The sequence below is a fragment of the Sanguibacter gelidistatuariae genome, assembly GCF_900096585.1.
In the GTDB taxonomy this organism is placed as follows: Bacteria; Actinomycetota; Actinomycetes; order Actinomycetales; family Cellulomonadaceae; genus Sanguibacter; species Sanguibacter gelidistatuariae.
The window spans coordinates 58,042-79,590 of record NZ_FMYH01000002.1; the positions used below are offsets into that span (position 1 = coordinate 58,042).

A 21,549-nucleotide genomic window follows, 5' to 3' on the forward strand; every position below is an offset into this window, starting at 1 on the left:
ACGAGGTACATCTCTCAGCCGATGCACACATTGAAGACGGCGTTGAGGAAGGCCGCGACGAGCGCGACCCCGGCCGCCACGGGGACGGCCACCGGCACGACGGTGAGGCCGAGCACCAGACCGGCTCCGGTGATCACGAGGCCGACGCGCTGCGCGAAGCGTGGGGGGAGGGGGTCTTCAAGCTCGGTCGGCGGCGCGAGGCGCGGCCGGACGAAGGTCTTGAACACCCAGCCCTGGACGGTGCCCTGTGCCCCGCGGACGGCTCCCAGGACGAAGAGCGCGACGGCGATCCCGAGCAGCACGAACGCGGCGGTCGAGGTGCCGGCGAGAACGGTCACGGCCAGCAGGACCGACATGAGGACGGCTCCGAAGCGTGGTCCACGTGGGTCGATGCCGCGCGTGGGACCGGTCGTCGAGCCGGTGGCTGATGAGTCGCTCATGGGGTGTCCTTGAGGCTAGCCACGCCCGCGGGTGCGGCCGTGTGGTTCGGAGTTGAGCTCTGATGTACCGGGTGCATCGGAATCGAGTGCAGCGAGTGCGTCGCGTGCCTGTCCCGGGGTCATCGGGCCGGAGGTCCGTCCGTGGACCGAGCCGCTCGGTCCGAGCAGGAACACGGTCGGGGTTCTCAGGACCCCGTGGGTGCGGACCAGGTCCGGGTGCTCTCCCACGTCGATCTCGACGTGGGAGACGCCGTCCTCCCGTGTGCTGAGGTCGGTGAGCACCCGGGCGACCTGGCGGCACGGGGCGCACACCTCGGAGGAGAACTGGACGAAGGTCGCCCTGCTCCCATGGACCGCGCCCAGGCCGGCCAGGTCGAGGCGAGGGTCGTCGGCGCGGGCGGCGGAGGCGCGCATCGTCCCCGACCGCCGGGAGGCGACGAACCACAGCAGGCTTGTCACGGCCAGGAGCGCAACGAGGCCTGCCGCGCGTCCGAGGGGCGAGCCGAAGACGAGGTCCATAGGGGTGGTCCGGTATCTCTCTGGTGGGACGGAGGGTGCTTGTGGAGGTGGCTGGCCCGGTGCATCTGTTCCGGTGCTCATGGCAGTCGCGGTCAGGTGTGCGAGCTAGGAGCTGGGTCGTCACCAGCCGCATGCATCTCGCAGGGGAGGGGCCTCGGCGCCCGGGTGGGGCGCGGCGGGCGCGGTCGCTATCGAGCGGCCGGACAGCAGAGCGGCCGACAACAACGCCCGGCGCGGGGAGCGCGGGACGTGGTCAGTTCCGGGGACAGCTGCATGCCGAGCATTCAACCATGTTCGGCATCGACCACAACAGTGCCTGTTCACCTGCTGGATAGACGCCGATTCATGGCTTCCCCCCCCTCAGATCAACTTTCCCATTTCTTCACACCGTTCTTCAGGATAAAATAGTGTGCCAAGCACATCTGATGCTATGGAGGAGACTCGAGCTGTGACCTCACCACAAGAAGCAGTGACGGCAAGATACCCACGACCGCCAGTGACGCACGCCGAGGCGGAATGGATCTGGCGCGAGCTGTCCGTGGACGCGCTGCGTACCGGCGCGAAGCCGGAGATCGTACGCCTCGCGGTCATCGTCGCCCTGAGCCGGTGCACAGGCGCGCGCTACGGGGACCTGCTGCGATGCACGGTCGACTCCTTCGGGCCGGAGCAGGGGAGCGTCCTGGTCGACCACGGGAAGCTGCGCACTCGCCTAGAGCACCCGCTCGACGACGCCGCACGCCTCGTCCTGCGGCGCTGGTTCGTCGTCCGTGAGGAGCTGTGCGCAGGGATCGAGGGATCGACGCCCCAGGCGTTGCTCCTCACGGTCCACCACACCCACGACAACGGGATCACGGTCGTGGCCGGCCTGCCGATCACCCGGCAGGGTCTTGTGCTGTCGTGGCGACGGTTCATCCACCGCACCAACGCCCGCTACGCCGGGCTCCGTCCACCGCTGCCGACCCGCTTCGAGCAGGTGCGACGCGCCTGGTGGGCCTCCGACGAGCCACAGACCACCGACGAGCCGGTCATCCCGGCTGATCTAGGCTGACCCGGTGCCATCCTTCCGAGTCTCTCTCGCCGTCGGCCTGCTGCGCCCCGGCGTCCCTGCTGCGAGCATCCTGCCAGCCGCCAAGGCGGCCGGAGCCGACCTGACCACCGTCGAGTCGAGCGACGTCTCTGTCGTCGGGGGTGCGGCCCGGATCACCGTGCGCTTCACAGCCGAAGACACCCCCACCGCTCGCACGATCGCCGATCACGTGTGCGCGACGACGGGCGCGCTGGCTTCGATCTCCGACCTTGCGCTCACCCGCCGGTACGGCGGCCGCTGGCTTCCGGTGTGACCCGGCCGGCCCGCCAGATCGGCTCCTCGGTGAAGCCGCCGCCGCGCCGGCGCAGCGCTCTGGCGGGTTGGTAGTTCCCGGCCTAGGCTGAAACCATCCTCATCAACGAGGGCGGAATCATGGGCTGGATCCTTCTCTTCTACGGCGTCGTGCTGGCGTGCTTGGTCATCGCGCTCAGGTTCGCCCCGCACGGCACGGTGCCCGTGCGGCACGCCCGGCGCGGCATGTCGTCTCCACGCCCCCGGGGACGCCACGCATTCGCTGCGGCCCCTCGCCACGTCGACGACGATCCCTTCGAGGTCCTCGCCCTGCAGTGTCGGCTCACGGCCCTGGCGGCCGAGATCCAGCGGCTCGGGCGAGACCGCACGACATTCGCCCTGGCCCACCACCTGCGGGCGACCCAGTATGCCTACGATGCGCTGCTGGCCGAGGCGTGCACGCTTGTCGGCCTGACGACCGAGGCCTGGGACCCAACGATCCCCGACGAGACTTCTGGGTCCTGGACCGTCGACGAGGACACCAGGATGCGCAAGGAGCTTGAGCTGTCCGCACGCGGCTGGACCTGGTGACCCGACCACCAAGCCCGCTCAGTCCGTCGCGTCGGTGACCTGCCAGCCGCGGACGGCCACGACGACGGCGCCCGCCGTGGCGGCGGCGACCGCCTCCTCGAGCGCAGCGAGCCGCGCGGGCGGGACGAGCAGGGTGAACGTCGCCCCGGCGTCGTACACGACGGGGCAGAAGGTCGCGTGGGAGGTCGAGGCCCACTCACGGAGCATGTTCTCCAGGCGACCGGCCTCGGTGTGGCTCGCCGCGACGGCCACCTCCGCCCGCACCTCGCGACGCACGATCGTGGCCGCATCAAGAGCCTGGCCGACCGACGTGGAGTAGGCCCGCACCAGGCCACCGGCCCCGAGCAGCACCCCGCCGAAGTACCGGGTCACCACGGCCACGACGTCGGTCACCCCGCGGTGGCGCAGCACCTCGAGCATGGGCACACCGGCGGTCCCGGAGGGCTCGCCGTCGTCGGAGGACCGCTGCTGGTCGCCGCCCGGTCCCACGATGAGCGCCACACAGTTGTGCCGGGCGTCCCAGAACTGCTTGCGCACCGCGGTGATGACCGCCTCGGCCTCCTCCGTCGTGGTCACGTGGGCGAGGCGGGTGATGAACCGGGACTTCTTGATGACGATCTGATTGACCGTGTCGCCCGCGATCGTGGAGAGCAGCGGCCCTGCGCCCGCCGGGGGAGCGGGAGTCGGCACAGGTTCGGTCACCTGGTGAGCCTACCGAGGATCAGCCGGGGTCATGGCAGCCCGGCTGTGCCGCCCATCCGAGCCAGCGCACGCCGGGCGAGCACCTGCGGTGCGACGAACCACAGCAGGATCAATGCGATCGCGACGAACGCCGCCGCCCCGGTCGCCGCCCACTGGTTGGCCACGACGTCGAACAGCAGGAAGGTGCAGCCGATCAGCACGAGCGCCAGGACCAGCAGCCCGGCCCGGGCCAGCAGGTCCCCGTCGTGGACGAGGACGGACTTGAGGTGCTTGCGGAACAGGCGGCGGTGCAGCGCGACCGGGGCCACCAGGAGCGCCGTCGCGAGCATCGCAAGAACCACCAGGACGAGGTAGATGCCCCGTTGGGTGGCGTCGAGCAGCTCGAAGCGCTGCTGGAACGGGACGGTGAGGAGGAAGCCGGTGAGGATCTGTGTCCCGGTCTGGGTGACCCGCAGCTCCTGAAGCAGCTCGGACCAGTTGCGGTCCATCCGCTCGGTGACCGTCTCGTGACGATCGTCGGGCAGCTTGGGAGCCCCGGGGGGCTGGGGCGCCGGTGGCCCCGGGGGCACCGGGGGCACCGGCGCCTCAGACGGCTCGGGTTCCACCGAGCACCGTGGCCAGACCGCGTCAGCTGTCGGCCTTGCCGGCCTGATCCGCCGCGCTCTGCTCCGAGGTCGCTCCCGCGGTGCTCAGGTCGCCCCCGGAGGACTCCAGGTGGGCTCGGATGAACCAGTGGAACAGCTCGAGCTCATGGAGGTGGCCGATGAGAAGGTCGTTGCTCACCAGGTCCAGCTCCTCGGTGTCGGCGGCCGCCTTGCGGTGGCTCAGGATGACGCCCTGGTAGACCTCGTCGAGCGCTCCGAGGTGGGCGATCGTCGAGGCCCGCCCGAGCGCGTAGTCGTCCCACGTCCGTTCGGCGACGATCACTCCGGGTGTCCCGCGCGGGGCCAGCCCGAGGGTCGCGATGCGTTCAGCGAGCGCGTCGACCATCAGTCGCACGGCGTCGACCTGCGGGTCGATCATCTCGTGGACGGCGATAAAGTGCGGCCCGACGACGTTCCAGTGGACGTGCTTGAGGGTGAGGGCGAGGTCGTTGAGAGAGTTGAGGCGCTGCTGCAGGATCCCCGCGACCTCGGCCCCCTGGGCGGGGGTGAGTGACGGGACGGTGTAGTTGGGCAGCTGCTTGCGAGTCGGCATGAGCTCATTCCTCCACATGTGCGAGCGGGGCGGGTCCCCTCTCTCATCGTGCCCGCGGGCCGACGAGCGCGCAGAAGTTACCGCGCCGAGCTGGCCCCACGTCGCGGCCAGCTGCGCGCACCGGTGCGCAGCGCGATCGCCAGCACGATGAGCGCCAGCGCCCCGGCCACGCCGATCCACACCGTGCCCGACGCCGGCCCACCGTCCCCGGACTCGCTCACCGTCGTCAGGACGCCCGCGAGCAGGGCCAGGGCTTGGCCCACGAAGTTGATGACCGCGAACCGTCGCCCTTCGGCGGCCACGACCGTGACCTCGACCCGGGTGGTCGCCGAGACCTGCGAGGTGAACCAGCTGAGCCGCACGCTCGCGTGGATGGCGATCATGAGCAGCGGTATGCGCCAGGAGTACCCCTCAGAGCCGACCGCGAGCAGGACGATCGTGGTCGGGGCGAGCGATACCCCGAAGGCGAGATATCCGGGACGGCGCACGGTCACGGCGACCGCGGCGGCGATCACGACGCAGACGACGGCGACCAGTCCCGCGGGCAGCGCGGCGGCGGCCGCCGTGAGGAAGGCGCCGACGGCGCACACGGCGAGCCCTGCATGCAGGTACCAGCCCGGGATCGTGTTCCCGGCCTCGATCGTGGCACCTCGGCTGGTCTCGGCCCGTCTCCAGAACCGGGGAACCGTCACGGCCGCGCGCACGCGCCGCAGGAGCACGCGGGTGGCCCGCTCAGCGGGTGCAGCGGTCATCGTGGGCGCCCGTGCGTCTGGGCCCGGGCGGCCCCGCGCAGGTCTCGCGCGGCGTCGCCGCCGGCCCATCGAAGCACGTCGATCCCTGACCGGGCGAGGGTGATCAACCGGTCCCGGCGCTCGATGTCGGTCAGCCGCCAGGCGTAGATCTCACGCACGGTCAGCCCGCGCAGGTCCGCCACGGGCAGGGTGTCCACGGCGATGACCCGGTGCCCGTGGGTCTGCCACTGCCCGGCGATGTCGGCGGCATTGTCGTCAAGGAAGGTGGAGAAGAGGTAGACGAGCGCCCCGCTGGGGATCTGGGGCGCTCGCCTGCGGGTGGGAGGGGCTCCGACGGGGCGGCTCAGCGCGAGCGCGTAGGTGAGGCGCTGCAGGTGGCGCTTGCCGCCCGCGAGGGGCAGCGGTGAGGCGACCCGGCCGAGGTCTTCCAGGCCCACCCGGTCGCCCGCGTCGACCACGGCCTTGGCAATCGCGGCCGCGGCCTCCCGCGCGAGGTCGAGGGACGTCTGTTCGTAGGGCGCGCTCTCCTGGTACCCGACCCAGGTGGACACCCGGGGGCCGACGTCGTCGCGGGAGTCGACGACGAGCACGACGGAAGCCTCGGAGGCGGCGAAGGTCCGCCGGACGTAGAGCTGGCTGAGGTCGGGGGAGCGCCGCGCGGTCGCGCGCCAGTCCACCCGGCGCAGCGAGTCGCCCGAGCGCAACGGCGCGACGTCGCGCATCTCGGGTCCGTCACCCAGGCGCCGGGAGCTGTGCGGGCCGGTCAGCCCGCGCAGCTGCTGAGAGACCGGGACGAGGTCGAGGCGACGTTGGCGCGGCAGCACCAGAACCCGCGCGGCGGGCAGGTGCACGGGACCGTGGTTCCAGCCACCCGCAGCGACCAGGCCGAGCACGTCGACCGTGAACAGCTCACGGGTCCCGGTGCGGACCGAGGGGGTGTGCAGCCGGAGCGACCGGGTACCGCCGGGCACCGCGACCATCGCCGCGATCGACGGGTTCCCCGGGCTCAGCGCTCGGATCACGGCCGTGTCCGCGCCGGGCGGCGCCGTGATGGTGAGCTCGATGTCGAGCTGGGAGGAGCGCACGGCGGTGGTCCCGGCGACGGCCGTGAGCGTGAGTGCGCCGCGGGGGCGGTGAGCGATCGACCACACCGCGCACAGGACGAGCGGGGTCGCCAGGGCGACGACCTGGGGCCGGCCTACCAGCAGGCCCGCCGCGGCGAGCAGGAGCCCCGCGACGGCGCTGACCATGATGGACGCATCGGCGTGCCAGATGCGTGTCACGTGCCGGCGACGGTCGTGGGTCCCGCGACCCGGTCCAGGATCCGGGAGACCAGGGTCGCCGCGGCCACCCCGGAGGCCCAGGCGCCGGGGCTCAGGGTGAGGCGGTGCGCGAGGACGGGCACGGCGACGGCCTTGACGTCCTCGGGCAGCACGTAGTCACGGCCGTCGATGACAGCGAGGGCACGCGCCACGAGCATGAGGGTCTGGGAGCCGCGCGGGGAGGCACCCACCTCGAGCTCGTCCAGCTCACGGGTCGCGGCGGCCAGGTCGACGCAGTACCGCACGACGTCGTCGTCGATCAGCACGTCCTCGATTCCGGCCTGCATGGCCAGGACGGTCGCCGGGGTGACGACCGCCCGCACCGGGGAGAACTCCTGACGGCGGTCCAGACGGCGGCGCAGCACGTCGAACTCGGCGTCGCGACCCGGGTAGCCGACTGCCAGACGAACCATGAACCGGTCCAGCTGGGCCTCGGGCAGCGGGTAGGTCCCTTCGTACTCGACGGGGTTGGACGTGGCCATGACGTGGAAGGGCAGCGCGAGCGGGTAAGTCGTGCCGTCGATCGTCACCTGGCGCTCGGCCATCGCCTCGAGCAGGGCCGACTGCGTCTTGGGTGCGGTGCGGTTGATCTCGTCGGCCAGGAACAAGCCGGTGAAGACCGGGCCGGGGCGGAAGACGAACTCACGCTGGGCCGGGTCGTAGACCGAGGACCCGGTGATGTCGGCCGGGAGCAGGTCCGGGGTGCACTGCAGCCTGGTGAAGTCGAGCCCGAGGGCGCCCGCGAGGCTGCGTGCGGCCAGCGTCTTGCCCAGGCCCGGTACGTCCTCGAAGAGCACGTGCCCCCCGGCCAGGATGGCTGCGAGCGCGACCCGCAGGGGCTCGACCATACCGACCACGACGGTCGCGACCTCGGCCAGCACCTGGTGGGCGAGGTCGGCGATCTCGGCGACCGGGAGCGGCACGGTGAGCTGGCCGGTGAGCGGGTCGAAGGTGTTCTGAGCCGGCGTGGTCTGCTGGGGCGGGGTGGTCATCAGGGGATCCTCGGTGACGGTTGGCGGGGTGTGGCGGGGGAGACGTGCGGGGCGGCCGCCATGAGGGCGGCTGGCTCGATCGCGGTGAGCCGGTCGATGCACCGCCCGAGCTGCGCCATCGAGGGCGGCGGGCCGTACGTCGTGAGCAGCGCGTAGGCACCCTGGCCCAGCAGCTCGCGGGCGGCCCGGGCGTGGGCGGGGTCGGCGAGGTCGACGCCGTGCAGCGCGAGACGCGCGGTCGCGGCCTTGCGGACGGCGTGCAGCCCGCGGGTGCTCACCGACTCGTCTCGGGTCATGAACGCCCAGGAGAGCGCGGTGACCTGGTCGCGGGCGCCGTCCCGACGGTCGGAGGACTCCCGGGGCCACCGCGGCTCCTGGATGTCGGGCAGCGCGACCAGCATGACCGTCACGGCCGCGGCCGCGGTGATCGCGAGCAGAGCGTGGGCGGGGGCGAACCCCATCGCCTGCTGGGCGAGCAGGATCACGAGCGCCTCGAGGGGGAGATACCACCAGAGCGCCTTCATGCGGGCGCCCCCTCATCGGCAGGTGCGTTGCTGAAGTCCTCCGTCAGGCGGCGCAGCGCGGCGCCGGCCGCGGCGACCTGGGCCGCGGTCATGTCCGTGTGGGCGAACCTGGCCAGGTGGTAGAGCCCGAGCAGCTCGGTGACGGCCTGCGGGGAGGCGGGGGTGGTCCCGAGCACCGCGACGGTGAACTCGGTCGGTGTCTGCGCAGCGCCGCGCGTGGCGCCGCTGCGCACGGCCGCGTCCTCGAGCGCCAACCAGGCCGCGATGATCGCGTCGGTCGAGTGCTCTCCCTCACGCAGCAGCGTCTCGGCGTGGGTGGCGGCCTCCCGCAGTGCGCTCAGGGGGACGACCTCAAGGTCGATGGTCGGCTGCGGTGCGGCGTCGGTCGGCCGGTCGCGCCGGGTCGCGAGCCAGGGCAGAAGCGTCCGGCGCACCCACAGGGCGGCGCGGTAGAGCAGGAAGGCGGCGAGCAGCGCGGCGGCCACAGTGAGGACGATGCTCACGACTCGACTGCCCCACTCGTTCGTGGCGCCGTCGCCAGGGTCGAACATGGGCGGGGCCGCGGTCGGTTCCGTGGTCGGCGGGACGGTCTCCAGGGTCATGGTCGGCGCGGGACCGGGATCGAGCGACCAGTCACCGCTCAGGGCAGCGCCGGCGACCACGACGAGCAGCAAGATCGTCGCGGCGGCGACCGCGAGCGCCGTGCGCCGAGGACCGCGCGCCGCGCGGATCAGCTCGTCGGGGGTGCGTGGCTGGTGGCTCATCGTGACGCCCACCCTAACGGCTCCAGGCCACTCACCCGTGGGACGTTTCACGCACCCCCAGCCCGGATCCCCCATCCGTAGGGGGAGGACTACCGGCGGACGGTCCGCGCAGCGTGCAGGCCGGCGACCGCGGCGCCGAGGAAGGCCGCTGGGTCCTGCTCGAGCCCGCGTCCCATGGTCGACAGGCCCACCGGTGATTCTTCGAGGGCGGCGAGCAGCTCGGGCGAGGTGTCCACCGTGACCAGGTGGTGGCCGGCGCCAGACAGTGCCGCGACCTGCTCCCCGATCCGCGCGTCGAGGGCGGCCGGGTCCTGCCCGCTGGCCGCGAAGGCACTGGGGGCTCCCGTGAGGACGGGCACGACGACGTCGGCTGGGCGCAGGGCGACCCGGCCGTAGGCGGTCAGCGAGTGGTGGGACACGCCGAGGTGGCGGTCGCGCGGGTCCGCGCCCGAGATCCGCAACGAGGCGACCGGGTTACCGGCCAGGGTGGACACGGCGTTGACCGTCTCGCCGGCGCTCACCCCCGAGAAGCCCCACCGGGTTCCGGTGCCGAGGTTGCCCGGTCCCTGCGCGACGACGACGAGGTCGGCATCGAGCACCACGTGGGCGGCGAGCAGGCCGGTATGGACGGTGACAGCCTCGTGGTCGCCGCCGAAGGACTGTCCGACGGTGATGCACGAGGCCAGCCAGCCAGCATCCCGCAACCCGGCGATGGTGCGGGAGAATCCCGCCGGCAGCGCGCCTCCGTCGGTCATGACGTAGACGATGCGCGGCTGCGGGTCGCCGCGCTGGGCGGCGCCGAGGCGGGCACCGGCGACGATCGCCGGGACGGCGGAGTGCAGGTCGGCGACGACGACGGGCATGCCCGCCAGGTCGTCGGCGCGGCGCAGGAGGTCGTGGTGGGGTGACTCCTGCTCGTCGATCCCCAGGACCATGGTCTGCAGCGGGGTGTAGCGCGCCTTGACGAGGTGCCCGGGGCCGGGGGAGCCGGCGGTCCGCGGACGGGACGGGTCGTTGCCGAGCGCCGGCAGGACCGTGATGACCATGGCATAGCCGCCCGTGCCGAGCCCGCGGTCCAGAGCCGTGGTGTTGAGGACCACGTGGTCGCCGGGGCGGACATCTCCGACGAGGTCGGGGTAGGCCAACGACCGGACCGGGCCGACGCCCTCGACGTCGACGCTCAGCTCCTGGGCACCTGACCAGGCACGACCGAGCGACACCACCACACCAACTCGCGACGTAATCACGGCGTTAACGCTACTCGACGCTAGCGTAGGAGCGATGTCTGCCAACACTCCTCCCGCGGCCCGCCTGCTCAACCTCGTCATCGCGCTCATGAACACCCCGGTGCGCATGACCAAGGACGAGATCCGCACGTCCGTCGCCGGGTACGACGAGCCCGCCTCGACCAAAGCCTTCGAACGAATGTTCGAGCGGGACAAGGACTCCCTGCGCGGCCTCGGCGTGCCGATCGTCACGGTCGAGCCCGACGGACACACCGAGGACATCGGCTATCGCATCGACAAGGACTCCTACGCCCTCGACGAGGTGGACCTCACCCCGGCCGAGCTTGGCGTGCTCTCCCTTGCCGCACAGTTCTGGCAGGACGCCGCCGTCGCGGTCGACACCACGCGGGCGCTGACCAAGCTGCGCTCGGCCGGGGAGATGGACTCCGGCCCCGCGGGGGAGGGCACCGACGCCGTCGCCGGCCTGGCGCCCCGGGTCCGGACGGTCGCGGCCGCCTACGAGCCTCTGCTGGACGCGATCCTCGCCCGCCGGGTGGTGGTCTTCACCTACCGCGCGGCCAACACCGGTGAGGTCCGCCGGCGCACCGTGGAGCCCTGGAAGGTCGCCGTGCGCGACGGCGGGTGGTACCTGCTGGGCCACGACCGCGACCGCCGGGCGGCCCGCTCCTTCCGGCTCACCCGGATCGAGGGCTCCGTCCGGGCGATCGGCGAGCGCGGCGCCTTCACCATCCCGGCCGAGATCGACGTCGACCAGCTCGTGGGGGGCGCCGCCCCCGCTCCGGTGCGCCACGCCCTCCTCGCCCTGCGGCCCGAGCGTGCCAGCGCGTTGCGGGCCCGGGGGAGTGCAGCCACGCCCCTGGGGCCAGATCGCGCGGCGCTCGCCCGAGCGGTGGCCGACCGAGAGCTCGTCATGGTCGGCTACACCTCCACCCACGCCATGGCCGACGAGGTCGCCGGCTACGGCGAGGCCGTCCTCGTCCTGGAGCCCCTCGAGCTGCGCACGGAGGTCCTGGATCGGCTCCGCGCCGCGGCAGCCCTGCCGCTGACCCCAACAACCTCCGGAGACGATCGTGGCTGAGCGCGCAACCGAACGATTTGTGCGCCTCGTCGCGCTCGTCTCCTTCCTCGAGGCCAGCGGCCCGGTGCCGGTCGCCGAGCTCGCCCGGCACTTCTCGGTGACCCCCAAGCAGATCCTCGCCGACGTGGACACGCTGTGGATCTCGGGGACCCCGGGATACTGGCCCGAGGACCTCATCGACTTCGACGCGGACTCCTTCGACCGAGGCGTCGTGCGCCTGACCGAGGCCCGCGGCATGACCCGGCCGCTGCGCCTGGGCACCCGGGAGGGTATCGCCCTGATCGCCGCTCTGCGCGCCCTGGCCGAGGTCGTGGCCGAGTCCGGGGACGACGAGCAGGCCGCGGTCATCGGATCCGCGCTGACCAAGCTCACCCTCGCCTCGGGCGAGGCCTCCGCGGCCCTGGACGTCCGGCTGCGGGTCGACGCCACGCCCCACGTGCTCGAGGCCATCCGCTCCGCACTGAGCGAGGGGCGAGCGCTCCGGATCGAGTACGTCAACGCCTCCGACGTGACCTCCAGCCGCGTCGTCGAACCGTTCCGGCTGCTGCCCTCGGACACGTTCACCTACCTGCACGCCTGGTGCCACAGCGCCCAGGAGCAGCGCACCTTCCGCACCGACCGGATCTTGGCGGCCGAGGTCCTCGACCGCCACGTGGAGCACCGCGGACCGCTCGGCGTCCCCGCCGACTATCGGCCGGCCGGTGACACGGTGGCCGAGCTGGTGCTCTCCAGCCGGGCCCGATGGATCGCCGAGCAGATCCCGGTCGAATCCGTGGTCAACCTGGACGAGGCGCGCTTCGCCGTGACGGTCCGGGTGGCGAACCCGCTGTGGCTGCGCCACCTGCTCCTGCGCCACGCCCGCGACGTCCGGTCCGTGCGCCCTGCCGCCCCGCGCGACGACGCCGCCCGGGCTGCCGGGGCCGCGCTGGCCGCCTACGCGGCCCTGGATGCGTAGGCTGAGCAGATGTGGTTCTGGATCTGGTGCATTCTTGTCCTCGGCGCGGGTGCGGGCGGCTTCTTTCTCGCCCGTGACCTCTGGCGTCGGATCAAGGTGATGCTGCGCGCAGGCGCGGGGCTGAGCGACGCGCTCGAGGCCATGTCGGAGAAGGTCGCCGCGGGCGAGGCCGCCGGGCCGGCCACGAACCCGCGTCCGGTCGACGTCTTCGCCGACCCGCTCGACCTCGCCGACCTCGTCGCCGAGCGACGCCGGCTCAGGCGCTCCCGCACCGCCGCACGACGTCGGGGCCATGCGGAGCGCTACGAACGATGGCGCACGATCGACCTCTAGACCACACCTCGACGGACCACAACCTCGATCAGGACGCATCGACGACTGCCAATCTGTGACGGCGCACCGACCGTTCACCGCGGGCGGGTACCCTGCCCAGGGTTCAACCGAACTACCATTGAGTCAACACGTTCACATACTGGAGGTCTCCTATGGGTGCCATGAAGCCGATCCACTGGGTCGTACTGCTCGTCATCGTCCTGCTGTTGTTCGGGGCGAAGCGTCTCCCTGACCTCGCCAAGAGCGTCGGCCAGTCGATGAAGATCTTCAAGAAGGAGATCAAGGAGCTCCAGGAGGACGACGCTCCCGTGAGCGCCGCCCCGGTCGCACCGGTCGCCCCCGTCGTCGTCCCCGTCGTCGTCCCCGAGGCCGTGGCCCATCCGGTCGACACGTCCAAGCCCGCGACCGCCGCGTCCGAGAGCACCAATCCACCGAAGGCGTAGGGGCGTGGCGCGAGGCTCACAGTCGAAGGCAGACCAGCGCGCGGAGCGGCTGGCTGCCAAGGGGAAGATGTCCCTGCGGGGTCACCTCCTCGAGCTGCGCAAGCGGCTCTTCCTCGGCGCGCTCGGAATCGCGATCGGTGCGATCGTCGGGTGGTTCCTCTACGACCACGTGTTCCACCTGCTCCAGCAGCCGATCCTGGAGGCGGCCGCGCGGCGCAACCAGCTCGCCTCGATCAACTTCGGGGCACCGGGTGCGGCGCTCGACATGAAGTTCAAGATGTCGTTCTTCGTCGGCTTCATCATCACCAGCCCGTGGTGGCTCTACCAGCTCTGGGCGTTCATCACCCCGGGACTGACGGGCAAGGAGAAGCGGTACACGGTCGGCTTCATCGGCGCGGCTGTCCCGCTCTTCGCGGCCGGCGCCGGGATGGCTTGGCTCGTGCTGCCGCACGCGGTGCGCATCCTGACCGACTTCCTCCCCACGGACTCCACGAACTTCCAGGACGCCCAGACGTACCTGAACTTCGTCATGCGCCTCCTGGTGGCCTTCGGCCTCGCCTTTGTCATGCCCGTCGTCATGGTCGCGATCAACTTCCTCGGCATCGTGCGGGCCAGCACGTGGGCCAAGGGCTGGCGGTGGGCGATCATCATCGCCTTCACCTTCGCCGCGATCATGACCCCTACCCCGGACGCCCTGACGATGATCCTCGTCGCCCTGCCCATCTGCGTGCTCTACTTCGCGGCCCTGGGCGTGTGCATCCTGCACGACCGCCGCGTCGACAAGCGACAGGCGGCCTTCGACGCCGAGGTCGAGGGATACGACGTCTGACCCATGGCCGTCTCTGCTCACCACCCTGACCCCGTCACGCCTGCGCGCGTCGGTCTCGTCGTCAACCCCACGGCCGGGCACGGCCGGGGCCGCAAGGCCGGACTCCGCACGGACCAGCTCCTCCGGGAGGGCGGCCACGTGGTGGTCGAGCTCTCGGGGGAGACCGTCGCCGACGCGCTCGCCCGGGCCAGGGGCGCCTCGATCGACGGGCTCGACGCCCTCGTCGTCGTCGGCGGGGACGGCATGGTCCACCTGGGAGTGAACGCCGTCGTCGGCACAACCACCCCGCTCGGGATCGTGGCCGCCGGATCCGGGAACGACTTCGCCAAAGTGCTTGGCCTGCCCGTGCACAAGGTCGACGACGCCGTCGCCCGCATCGTCGTCGCGCTGGGCCACCCGCCGCGCGCGGTCGACGCCGTCCACGTCGCCCCCTACATCGCCGGGGCGCACTCGCCAGACGGCGAGACGTGGGGCGGTTCCTGGTTCGCGGGGGCCCTCTCGGTCGGCCTCGACGCCGCCGTCAACGCCCGCGCCAACACCTACACCTGGCCGCCCGGTGCAGGAAAGTACATTCGCGCGGTCGTCACCTGCGTGCGCGACTTCAAGCCCTATGGCTACCGGATCACGACCGACACGGCCGCCTTCGACCTCACCGGGACGGTCGTCGCGGCCGCCAACGCCCCCCAGATCGGGGGAGGGGTGCGGATCGCACCGGACGCACTGATCGACGACGGGCAGCTAGATGTCATCTACGCGAGCGCGCTGCCCCGGCGCGGCATCCTCAAGCTCTTCCCGGGCATGTACCGCGGTCGCCACATGACCCACCCTGCGGTCACGGCCCTGCGCACAACCTCGATCATCATCGAACCGACCAGCGCCGGGGCGTTCCCACCGGTCGCCTTCGCCGACGGCGAGGTCATCGGCCCCGTCCCGCTGCGCGCCCAGGTCCACCCTGGCGCGTTGCACCTGCTCGTCTGAGTCGAGACCTAGGCTGGAGCCATGGCTCCCCGCTCAGATCGCCGCACGTCAGACGCCAACAGGTCAGATCCCAGCAACGCCGAGCCCGGTCCGGCCGAGCGCTACCGCCGCTTCCGCGAGCGCACCGCCCAGACCGGACCCCAGCTGGCTGCGTTCCGTGAGTCGCTCGAGATCGAGCTCGACGACTTCCAGGTCGACTCCTGCGCGGCCCTCGAGCGCGGGCAGAGCGTTCTCGTGGCCGCCCCTACCGGCGCCGGCAAGACGATCGTGGGGGAGTTCGCCGTCCACCTGGCCATCGCGAGCGGCCGCAAGGCGTTCTACACGACCCCCATCAAGGCGCTCAGCAACCAGAAGTACGCGGACCTGGTCCGCCGGTACGGGACCGACTCGGTCGGCCTGCTCACCGGTGACACGACGATCAACGGTGAGGCGCCCGTCGTCGTGATGACCACCGAGGTGCTGCGCAACATGCTGTATGCGGACTCCCCGACACTGGCCGGGCTGGGCTTCGTCGTCATGGACGAGGTGCACTACCTGGCCGACCGGTTCCGAGGTGCGGTCTGGGAAGAGGTCATCATCCACCTCGCGAGCGACGTCCAGCTCGTCTCCCTCTCGGCGACCGTGTCCAACGCCGAGGAGTTCGGGGACTGGCTCGAGATGGTACGTGGTGACACGGCCGTCGTGGTCAGCGAGCACCGTCCGGTGCCACTCTCCCAGCACGTGGTGGTCGCCGGACGCGGGACCAACCCTGGCGGCATCCTCGACCTCTACGCCCATATGGTCGACCCGACGTCCCCGGGGACGAACCCGCCGATCAACCCGGACCTGCTCGCCGTCATGCGCCAGAGCGAGGGGTTCCGTGGCTCCGGGTCGAGTGGCGGCGGCTGGGGTGGCGGCCGCGGGCGAGGAAGACGCGGGGGACGCGGCGGGCCTTCACATCCCTCTGCTCCTTCACAGCACTCTGGCCGCCGCGGACCGCCCCGGTTCGCCGTCGTGGACGGCCTCGACCGCGCCGGGCTGCTCCCGGCGATCTTCTTCATCTTCTCCCGGGCCGGCTGCGAGGGAGCCGTCGCGCAGTGCCTAGGCGCGGGGCTTCGGCTGACCAGCCCCGCCCAGGAGGCGCAGATCCGCGAGATCGTCGAGGCCCGCTGCGCGGCCATCCCCTCCGAAGACCTCGCCATCCTCGGATACTGGGGCTGGCTCGACGCCCTCAGCCGCGGGGTCGCGGCCCACCACGCCGGCATGCTCCCGCTGTTCAAGGAAACCGTCGAGGAGCTGTTCAGCGCGGGCCTGGTCAAGGTGGTCTTCGCAACCGAGACGCTCGCCCTCGGGATCAACATGCCCGCGCGCTCGGTCGTGCTGGAGAAGCTCGTCAAGTGGGACGGCTCGAGCCACGTCGACCTCACCCCGGGGGAGTACACCCAGCTCACCGGGCGGGCCGGGCGGCGCGGGATCGACGTCGAGGGCCACGCCGTCGTCGTCGACCACCCCGGGCTGGACCCGGTCGCCCTCGCCGGGCTGGCGTCCAAGCGCCTGTACCCGCTCCGGTCGAGCTTCTCGCCGACGTACAACATGGCGGTCAACCTCGTCTCCCAGGTGGGCCGCGAGCGCGCCCGGGAGATCCTGGAGACGTCCTTCGCGCAGTTCCAGGCGGACCGCGGGGTCGTAGGCCTGGCCAAGCAGGCAGCTGCGAACTCCGAGGCGCTCGACGGCTACGCCCGCGCGCAACAGTGCGACAAGGGCGACTTTACGGAGTACATGCGCCTGCGCCGGGCGATCACCGCCCGTGAGGGTGCGCTGGCCAAGCGCGCGTCGGGGGAGCGCCGCTCGGCGATCGTCGCCTCCCTGACCGGGCTGCAGCGCGGGGACATCATCGAGATTCCGTCCGGGCGACGCGCCGGCTACGCGATCATCATCGATCCCGGTCAGGACGCCGGCTTCGACGGGCCGCGACCCACGGTGCTCAGCAGCGAGCGGCAGGTTCAGAAGCTCACCCTGGCCGACGTGCCGCACGGCGTGGAGACGGTCGGTGCCATCCGCATCCCCAAGGCCTTCAACGCCCGCAACCCCGCCGCCCGCCGGGAGCTCTCCGTCCAGCTGCGCGCCGCGCTGAACGCACCGGGGGGACCTGGGAGAACGGGCGGGGGTGCGTCGTCGGGCACAGCGCCCGGGCGCGGCGTGCGCCGCGGCGCAGGGGAGGACGCGGAGCTGGGGCGGCTGCAGAGCGCGCTGCGGGCGCATGCCTGCCACTCCTGCCCCGACCGGGAGGACCATGTGCGGTGGGCGACCCGGTGGACCAAGCTCGACGCCGAGCACCGGGCGCTGCTGCGCCGGATCGAGGGGCGCACCGGGTCGATCGCGAAGGTCTTCGACCGGATCTGCGAGGTGCTGAGCACGCTGGGCTACCTGGAGCGCCAGGACGGCGAGCTGGTCGTGACCGCCCCGGGCGCGGCGCTGCGCCGCCTGTACGCCGAGAGCGACCTGCTGCTCGCGGAGTGCCTGCGCCTGAAGGTGTGGGAGGGCCTGGACGCGGCCGGGCTGGCCGCGGCTGTCTCCACGCTCGTGTACTCCGCACGCCGCGACGACTCCGACGGCGACCCGCACATCCCCGGGGGACCGGGCGGCGTGCTGGCCCGGGCCCTGGACGAGACCATCCGGGTGTGGTCCAAGCTCGACGACCTGGAGGCCGCGCACCGCCTGGAGGCCACCGGGGCCCTCGACCTCGGCCTCGTCGAGGCGGTCCACCGGTGGGCGTCGGGGCGGGGCCTCGACGTGGTGCTCAAGGGCACGGACTTCGCCGCGGGGGACTTCGTGCGGTGGTGCAAGCAGATCATCGACGTGCTCGGCCAGCTCACCAAGGCAGCCCCGGACCAGCACATGCGCGCCACGGCCGACCAAGCCATCGAGGCGCTGCGACGGGGCGTCGTGGCCTATTCGAGCGTCTAGCAGCGCGCCCGGTGGCATAAAGTCGTGCGGTGACCTCGATCCTGTACCGCAACGGCATCATCCACTCCCCGGCAGACCCCTTCGCCGAGGCCCTGCTGGTCGACGACGGGGTCGTCACCTGGATCGGGGCGAACGACACCGCCGACGGGCTGGCCTCCCGTGCCGCCCGGGTGATCGACCTGGACGGCGCGCTCGTCGCCCCCGGCTTCGTCGACGCTCACGTCCACCTCCTCGAGGAGGCCTTCACCCGCGAGGGCGTCGACCTGTCCAGCGCACCCTCGCGGGCCGCGGCCCTGGACGCCCTTGCCGCGCGGGCCCGTGCCCACCGGGCCGACGACGGCCCGCTGCTCGCGCATGGCTGGGACGAGACCACGTGGGCCGACTCCCGCCGCTTCACCGCCGCGGAGCTCGACGCCGCGTGCGCCGGAGCGCCCGTCTATGCCGCCCGGGTCGACCTGCACTGCGCCGTCGTCTCGACCCGTCTCGCCGAGCTCGCGGGCCTGGCCGGGCGTCCCGGGTGGCACGACGACGGCTTCGTCGCAGGCGAGGCGCACGTCGCGGCGCGCCAGCTCGCCCGCCAGGTGGATGCCACCCGCCACGCCCGGATGACCGACGCCGTGCTCCGCGCCGCCGCGGCGCGCGGCGTGGTCGCCGTGCACGAGAACAGCGCCCCCGGCGTCGACACCCGCGAAGGCCTCACCTCGCTCCTCGCCGCGACCGCCGACGCCGCCAGCGGCTTGCCGCTCGTCGTGGGATACCGCGGCGAGCTGTGCCGGACGGTCGAGGAGGCACGCTCCCTCGCCGAAGCGATCCCGGGCCTGACCGGGATCGGTGGTGACCTCTCGGTCGACGGGTCCATCGGCGCGCGCTCGGCCGCGCTGCGCGAGCCCTACGCAGACGCGCCCGGCACAGCCGGTGACCTCCACCTGTCAGCCGCCGACGTCGAGGCGCATGTCCTCGCGGTCACCGCCGCCGGCCTGCAGGCCGGATTCCACGTGATCGGCGACCGCGCCTGCGACACGGTCGTGGCGGGCCTGCTCGCAGCCGGCGAGCGTGAGCGCAGCGCCATGCGCCGGTTGCGGCACCGCCTCGAGCACGTCCTGATGATCGACGACGCCGCGCTGGCTGCCCTGGCGACCCTCGGGGTCGGGCTCAGCATGCAGCCAGCCTTCGACGCGGCCTGGGGCGGTTCCGGTGGCCTCTACGACGTGCGGTTGGGGACGGCGCGGGCCGGGCAGATGAATCGTTTCGCCGCGATCGCCGCGGCCGGGGTACCCACGGCCTTCGGGTCGGACGCACCTGTGACGGCGCTGAGCCCGTGGGCTGGTGTGCGGGCAGCCGTCTACCACCACACGCCCGAGCACCGGATCTCCGCCCGGGCCGCCTTCCGTGCCGCAACCCGCGGCGGCTGGCGGCTGGCCGGCCTGGATCACACCGGGGCGGGCGAGATCCGGCTGGGCAGCCCCGCACACCTCGCCGTGTGGACATCCGAGCACGTGGGCGTGCAGTCCGAGGCGGCCGGACTGTCCTCGTGGAGCACCGACGCCCGCTCGGGCACGCCGTTGCTGCCCGACCTGAGCCCCGATGCGGCCCTGCCGCAGTGCCGGCAGACCGTGCGCGCGGGGCAGGTCATCTTCGACACCTTCGACTGACGCGCGCTCAGGTCGCATTTTTCACCCGGTCCCTTTTGTCCCACATTGCCGCCCTGACCTGCAAATATATCGCTGACCAGCGAGAACGCACTGTTGACAGCAGGCAGGGACGGACGAGTAGGTTCTTCTTGTACCTCCCCGGGGCGGTTCGTGCGTTCAGTAGAAAACGCAGGTCTCAGCGATGCGACCGGCGGCACGAAGGACGCACGAACCACCCCACCTCACTCCACCGGCCCGGACACGACCTCCAGGGAACGCCCAGTGCCGTGAAGTACCCTGCTCAGGTGCTTGCCCGTCACATGCCCCGGTGGTTCACCCTCGTCCTTGCCGTCGTCGGCGGGTACCTCACCGACCTCGGTTTCCCCGACGTCGGTATCTGGTTGCTGGCCATCGCTGGCGTGGGCATGCTCTTCCTCGCCACCATGCGCGACGCCCCGGCCTGGAACTTCCTCATCGGCCTCGTCTGGGGCCTGACGTTCTTCCTTGTGCACATCCGGTGGGCCCAGTACGCGGTCGGGGACGTGCCGTGGGTCGCACTGAGCGTCATGGAGGCCCTGTTCGTCGCCCTGTCCATGCTGGCCTGGACATACGTCCGCCGGGTACCCGTGATCACCCGCAGGGCCGGCCTGCAGGCCATCGCCTTCGCGCTGGTCTTCGTGGCTGGCGAGCTCGCCCGATCGGCCGTTCCCTTCGGTGGGTTCCCGTGGGGCCGGCTGGCCTTCTCACAGTCGGAGTCACCCATCGGTCGACTCGCCTGGCTGGGGGGCATGCCCCTCGTCTCCCTGGTCGCGGCGGTGTGCGCGGCCCTGCTCGCCCTCGCTGTGGGCGCCCTGGGACGGTTCAACCTGCTCCGCGCGGGCTCCTGCGCCCTCGTGGCGGTGGCCGCCATCGGCGTGGGCCTGGCAGTACCGCTCGCCACCCAGGCCGAGAGCGGCACCCTCCAGGTGGGCGCCGTCCAGGGCAACGTAGCCACGCCGGGTCTGGACGCCTTCAACCACCGCCGTGAGGTGCTCAACAACCATGTGGCCGGGACGTATGCGCTGCTCGACCTCGTCGCCCCCGGCGACCTCGACCTCGTTGTGTGGCCGGAGAACGGCACCGACATCGACCCCCAGGTGGACGCGGACGCCGCCACGGCCATCGACGACGCCGCCCAGGCTGTCGGGGCGCCCCTGCTCATCGGCTCGCAGGAGTTCCCCGAGACCGGCGGCCGGTACAACGTGTCGCTGCTGTGGGAGCCCGGCGTCGGCGTGGTGGGTCGCTATGCCAAGCAGCACCCAGCGCCGTTCGCGGAGTACATCCCCATCCGCAGCCTGGTCCGCCCGTTCTCCTCGGCCGTCGACCTGGTCACCAACGACATGATCGCCGGCACCGAGGTGGGCATCGTCAACCTCGACTCACCCCGGCTGGGGAGGGTGGTGAAGATCGGCGACGCCATCTGCTTCGAGGTGGCCTACGACGCCCTCGTCCAGGATGCGGTCGCGGCCGGCGCCGAGATGCTCGTGATCCCGACCAACAACGCCTCCTTCGGCCCGACGAACGAGTCCACCCAGCAGCTCGCCATGTCCCGGCTGCGGGCCATCGAGACCGGGCGCACCACGATCCAGATCTCGACCGTGGGGGTGAGCGCCGTCATCGCCCCCAACGGGGTGCTGCTCGAGCAGACGGGGCTGTTCACCGCCGAGCAGATGGTCAGCCCGGTGGCACTGCGCACGTCCCTCACCCCGGCGGTCAGGGCGGGGGAGTGGCCGGCTCGCACGGTGCTCGCCGCGGCCACGCTGCTTACCGCGGCGGGGGTCGTCGTGAGCATCCGGTCCCGGCGCCGCACCGGCCAGGACGCGGCGTCGTCGGCTGGCGCTGCAAAGAAGGCTGCAGCGAAGAAGGCCGCGGCCCGGGCCTAGCCGGCCGGCTCCGGACTGGTCTGAGTGGCAGGTTGGTCAGTAGATGTCGGATCGGTGATCGACGTC

General features: G+C 72.0%; 23 protein-coding genes. 12 read left to right on the forward strand and 11 right to left on the reverse strand.

From position 1 onward, the window contains the following. Positions 1-14: 14 nt before the first annotated feature. Both BLQ50_RS05005 and BLQ50_RS05010 read right to left on the reverse strand, forming a co-directional pair. The gene (locus BLQ50_RS05005; protein ID WP_093181805.1) at positions 15-440 is read right to left on the reverse strand and encodes a DUF4395 domain-containing protein; all 426 of its coding nucleotides are present in this window, start codon (positions 438-440) and stop codon (positions 15-17) included. Between the two features lie 15 nt (positions 441-455). Further along, positions 456-959 carry a thioredoxin family protein gene (locus BLQ50_RS05010; protein ID WP_093181807.1) on the reverse strand — a complete coding sequence of 168 codons (504 nt, stop codon included), beginning with the start codon at positions 957-959 and terminating at the stop codon, positions 456-458. 496 nt (positions 960-1,455) lie between these two features. On the opposite strand from BLQ50_RS05010, the gene BLQ50_RS05015 reads away from it, so the two are divergent. From BLQ50_RS05015 to BLQ50_RS18980, 3 genes are all read left to right on the forward strand, one after another. After that, positions 1,456-2,007 carry a site-specific integrase gene (locus BLQ50_RS05015; RefSeq protein ID WP_175559027.1) on the forward strand — a complete coding sequence of 184 codons (552 nt, stop codon included), beginning with the start codon at positions 1,456-1,458 and terminating at the stop codon, positions 2,005-2,007. Between the two features lie 4 nt (positions 2,008-2,011). Continuing rightward, positions 2,012-2,299, forward strand: coding sequence for a hypothetical protein (locus tag BLQ50_RS05020; RefSeq protein ID WP_093181809.1), 288 nt, complete (start codon positions 2,012-2,014; stop codon positions 2,297-2,299). Between the two features lie 119 nt (positions 2,300-2,418). Then, a complete protein-coding gene (locus tag BLQ50_RS18980) occupies positions 2,419-2,868 on the forward strand; it encodes a hypothetical protein (protein WP_245700909.1) in 450 nt (149 codons plus the stop codon). An 18-nt stretch (positions 2,869-2,886) separates the two neighbouring features. Here the strand turns inward: BLQ50_RS18980 and BLQ50_RS05030 are convergent, their stop codons facing one another. The 9 genes from BLQ50_RS05030 to BLQ50_RS05070 all read right to left on the reverse strand — a co-directional run bounded on the left by BLQ50_RS05030 (position 2,887) and on the right by BLQ50_RS05070 (position 10,368). Next, positions 2,887-3,570 (reverse strand): YigZ family protein, encoded by a 684-nt coding sequence (locus BLQ50_RS05030; protein ID WP_245700910.1) that lies wholly within the window; start codon positions 3,568-3,570, stop codon positions 2,887-2,889. Positions 3,571-3,599: 29 nt separating this feature from the next. Then, a complete protein-coding gene (locus tag BLQ50_RS05035; RefSeq protein WP_342672055.1) occupies positions 3,600-4,148 on the reverse strand; it encodes a DUF6328 family protein in 549 nt (182 codons plus the stop codon). Positions 4,149-4,197: 49 nt separating this feature from the next. Beyond that, on the reverse strand, positions 4,198-4,767 hold the full coding sequence (locus tag BLQ50_RS05040) for a Dps family protein (protein ID WP_093181812.1): 570 nt from the start codon (positions 4,765-4,767) through the stop codon (positions 4,198-4,200). 77 nt (positions 4,768-4,844) lie between these two features. Beyond that, entirely contained in the window at positions 4,845-5,519 is a 675-nt protein-coding gene (locus BLQ50_RS18560; RefSeq protein ID WP_175559028.1) for a hypothetical protein, read from the reverse strand. Further along, on the reverse strand, positions 5,516-6,802 hold the full coding sequence (locus BLQ50_RS05050) for a DUF58 domain-containing protein (RefSeq protein WP_093181815.1): 1,287 nt from the start codon (positions 6,800-6,802) through the stop codon (positions 5,516-5,518). The genes BLQ50_RS18560 and BLQ50_RS05050 overlap by 4 nt, the downstream gene beginning before the upstream one ends. Beyond that, positions 6,799-7,833 carry an AAA family ATPase gene (locus BLQ50_RS05055; RefSeq protein ID WP_093181817.1) on the reverse strand — a complete coding sequence of 345 codons (1,035 nt, stop codon included), beginning with the start codon at positions 7,831-7,833 and terminating at the stop codon, positions 6,799-6,801. Before BLQ50_RS05055 ends, BLQ50_RS05050 begins: the two co-directional genes overlap by 4 nt. After that, the gene (locus BLQ50_RS05060) at positions 7,833-8,357 is read right to left on the reverse strand and encodes a hypothetical protein (protein ID WP_093181818.1); all 525 of its coding nucleotides are present in this window, start codon (positions 8,355-8,357) and stop codon (positions 7,833-7,835) included. Before BLQ50_RS05060 ends, BLQ50_RS05055 begins: the two co-directional genes overlap by 1 nt. Next, positions 8,354-9,121: a DUF4129 domain-containing protein gene (locus BLQ50_RS05065; RefSeq protein ID WP_139185749.1), complete on the reverse strand. Its 768-nt coding sequence runs from the start codon at positions 9,119-9,121 to the stop codon at positions 8,354-8,356. The genes BLQ50_RS05060 and BLQ50_RS05065 overlap by 4 nt, the downstream gene beginning before the upstream one ends. 89 nt (positions 9,122-9,210) lie before the next feature. Further along, positions 9,211-10,368, reverse strand: coding sequence for a DUF3866 family protein (locus BLQ50_RS05070; RefSeq protein WP_217629107.1), 1,158 nt, complete (start codon positions 10,366-10,368; stop codon positions 9,211-9,213). Between the two features lie 34 nt (positions 10,369-10,402). Here BLQ50_RS05070 and BLQ50_RS05075 point away from each other — a divergent pair, with 34 nt between their 5' ends. The 9 genes from BLQ50_RS05075 to lnt all read left to right on the forward strand — a co-directional run bounded on the left by BLQ50_RS05075 (position 10,403) and on the right by lnt (position 21,483). Next, positions 10,403-11,446 carry a helix-turn-helix transcriptional regulator gene (locus tag BLQ50_RS05075; RefSeq protein ID WP_093181824.1) on the forward strand — a complete coding sequence of 348 codons (1,044 nt, stop codon included), beginning with the start codon at positions 10,403-10,405 and terminating at the stop codon, positions 11,444-11,446. After that, positions 11,439-12,401, forward strand: coding sequence for a helix-turn-helix transcriptional regulator (locus tag BLQ50_RS05080; RefSeq protein ID WP_093181825.1), 963 nt, complete (start codon positions 11,439-11,441; stop codon positions 12,399-12,401). Before BLQ50_RS05075 ends, BLQ50_RS05080 begins: the two co-directional genes overlap by 8 nt. Before the next feature lie 9 nt (positions 12,402-12,410). Continuing rightward, positions 12,411-12,734 carry a hypothetical protein gene (locus BLQ50_RS05085; protein WP_093181827.1) on the forward strand — a complete coding sequence of 108 codons (324 nt, stop codon included), beginning with the start codon at positions 12,411-12,413 and terminating at the stop codon, positions 12,732-12,734. 161 nt (positions 12,735-12,895) lie between these two features. Beyond that, positions 12,896-13,177, forward strand: a complete 282-nt coding sequence (gene tatA / locus BLQ50_RS05090) for a Sec-independent protein translocase subunit TatA (protein ID WP_245700911.1) — start codon at positions 12,896-12,898, stop codon at positions 13,175-13,177. A 4-nt stretch (positions 13,178-13,181) separates the two neighbouring features. Then, positions 13,182-14,006 (forward strand): twin-arginine translocase subunit TatC, encoded by an 825-nt coding sequence (gene tatC, locus BLQ50_RS05095; RefSeq protein ID WP_483826438.1) that lies wholly within the window; start codon positions 13,182-13,184, stop codon positions 14,004-14,006. A 3-nt stretch (positions 14,007-14,009) separates the two neighbouring features. After that, on the forward strand, positions 14,010-14,984 hold the full coding sequence (locus BLQ50_RS05100) for a diacylglycerol/lipid kinase family protein (RefSeq protein WP_093181830.1): 975 nt from the start codon (positions 14,010-14,012) through the stop codon (positions 14,982-14,984). Positions 14,985-15,005: 21 nt separating this feature from the next. Then, entirely contained in the window at positions 15,006-17,930 is a 2,925-nt protein-coding gene (locus BLQ50_RS05105; protein WP_093181832.1) for a DEAD/DEAH box helicase, read from the forward strand. A gap of 29 nt (positions 17,931-17,959) precedes the next feature. After that, positions 17,960-19,582, forward strand: a complete 1,623-nt coding sequence (locus BLQ50_RS05110) for an amidohydrolase (RefSeq protein WP_093181834.1) — start codon at positions 17,960-17,962, stop codon at positions 19,580-19,582. 284 nt (positions 19,583-19,866) lie between these two features. Next, positions 19,867-21,483 carry an apolipoprotein N-acyltransferase gene (lnt, locus tag BLQ50_RS05115; protein WP_342672049.1) on the forward strand — a complete coding sequence of 539 codons (1,617 nt, stop codon included), beginning with the start codon at positions 19,867-19,869 and terminating at the stop codon, positions 21,481-21,483. Positions 21,484-21,549 lie beyond the last annotated feature (66 nt).

Excerpts from the sequence above, each read along its gene's own strand:
- BLQ50_RS05005 (WP_093181805.1), bottom strand. The coding sequence starts at position 440 with ATGAGCGACTCATCAGCCACCGGCTCGACGACCGGTCCCACGCGCGGC.
- BLQ50_RS05010 (WP_093181807.1), bottom strand. The coding sequence starts at position 959 with ATGGACCTCGTCTTCGGCTCGCCCCTCGGACGCGCGGCAGGCCTCGTT.
- BLQ50_RS18980 (WP_245700909.1), top strand. The coding sequence starts at position 2,419 with ATGGGCTGGATCCTTCTCTTCTACGGCGTCGTGCTGGCGTGCTTGGTC.
- BLQ50_RS05040 (WP_093181812.1), bottom strand. The coding sequence starts at position 4,767 with ATGCCGACTCGCAAGCAGCTGCCCAACTACACCGTCCCGTCACTCACC.
- BLQ50_RS18560 (WP_175559028.1), bottom strand. The coding sequence starts at position 5,519 with ATGACCGCTGCACCCGCTGAGCGGGCCACCCGCGTGCTCCTGCGGCGC.
- BLQ50_RS05055 (WP_093181817.1), bottom strand. The coding sequence starts at position 7,833 with ATGACCACCCCGCCCCAGCAGACCACGCCGGCTCAGAACACCTTCGAC.
- BLQ50_RS05060 (WP_093181818.1), bottom strand. The coding sequence starts at position 8,357 with ATGAAGGCGCTCTGGTGGTATCTCCCCCTCGAGGCGCTCGTGATCCTG.
- BLQ50_RS05065 (WP_139185749.1), bottom strand. The coding sequence starts at position 9,121 with ATGAGCCACCAGCCACGCACCCCCGACGAGCTGATCCGCGCGGCGCGC.
- BLQ50_RS05075 (WP_093181824.1), top strand. The coding sequence starts at position 10,403 with ATGTCTGCCAACACTCCTCCCGCGGCCCGCCTGCTCAACCTCGTCATC.
- BLQ50_RS05085 (WP_093181827.1), top strand. The coding sequence starts at position 12,411 with ATGTGGTTCTGGATCTGGTGCATTCTTGTCCTCGGCGCGGGTGCGGGC.
- tatA (WP_245700911.1), top strand. The coding sequence starts at position 12,896 with ATGAAGCCGATCCACTGGGTCGTACTGCTCGTCATCGTCCTGCTGTTG.
- BLQ50_RS05100 (WP_093181830.1), top strand. The coding sequence starts at position 14,010 with ATGGCCGTCTCTGCTCACCACCCTGACCCCGTCACGCCTGCGCGCGTC.
- BLQ50_RS05105 (WP_093181832.1), top strand. The coding sequence starts at position 15,006 with ATGGCTCCCCGCTCAGATCGCCGCACGTCAGACGCCAACAGGTCAGAT.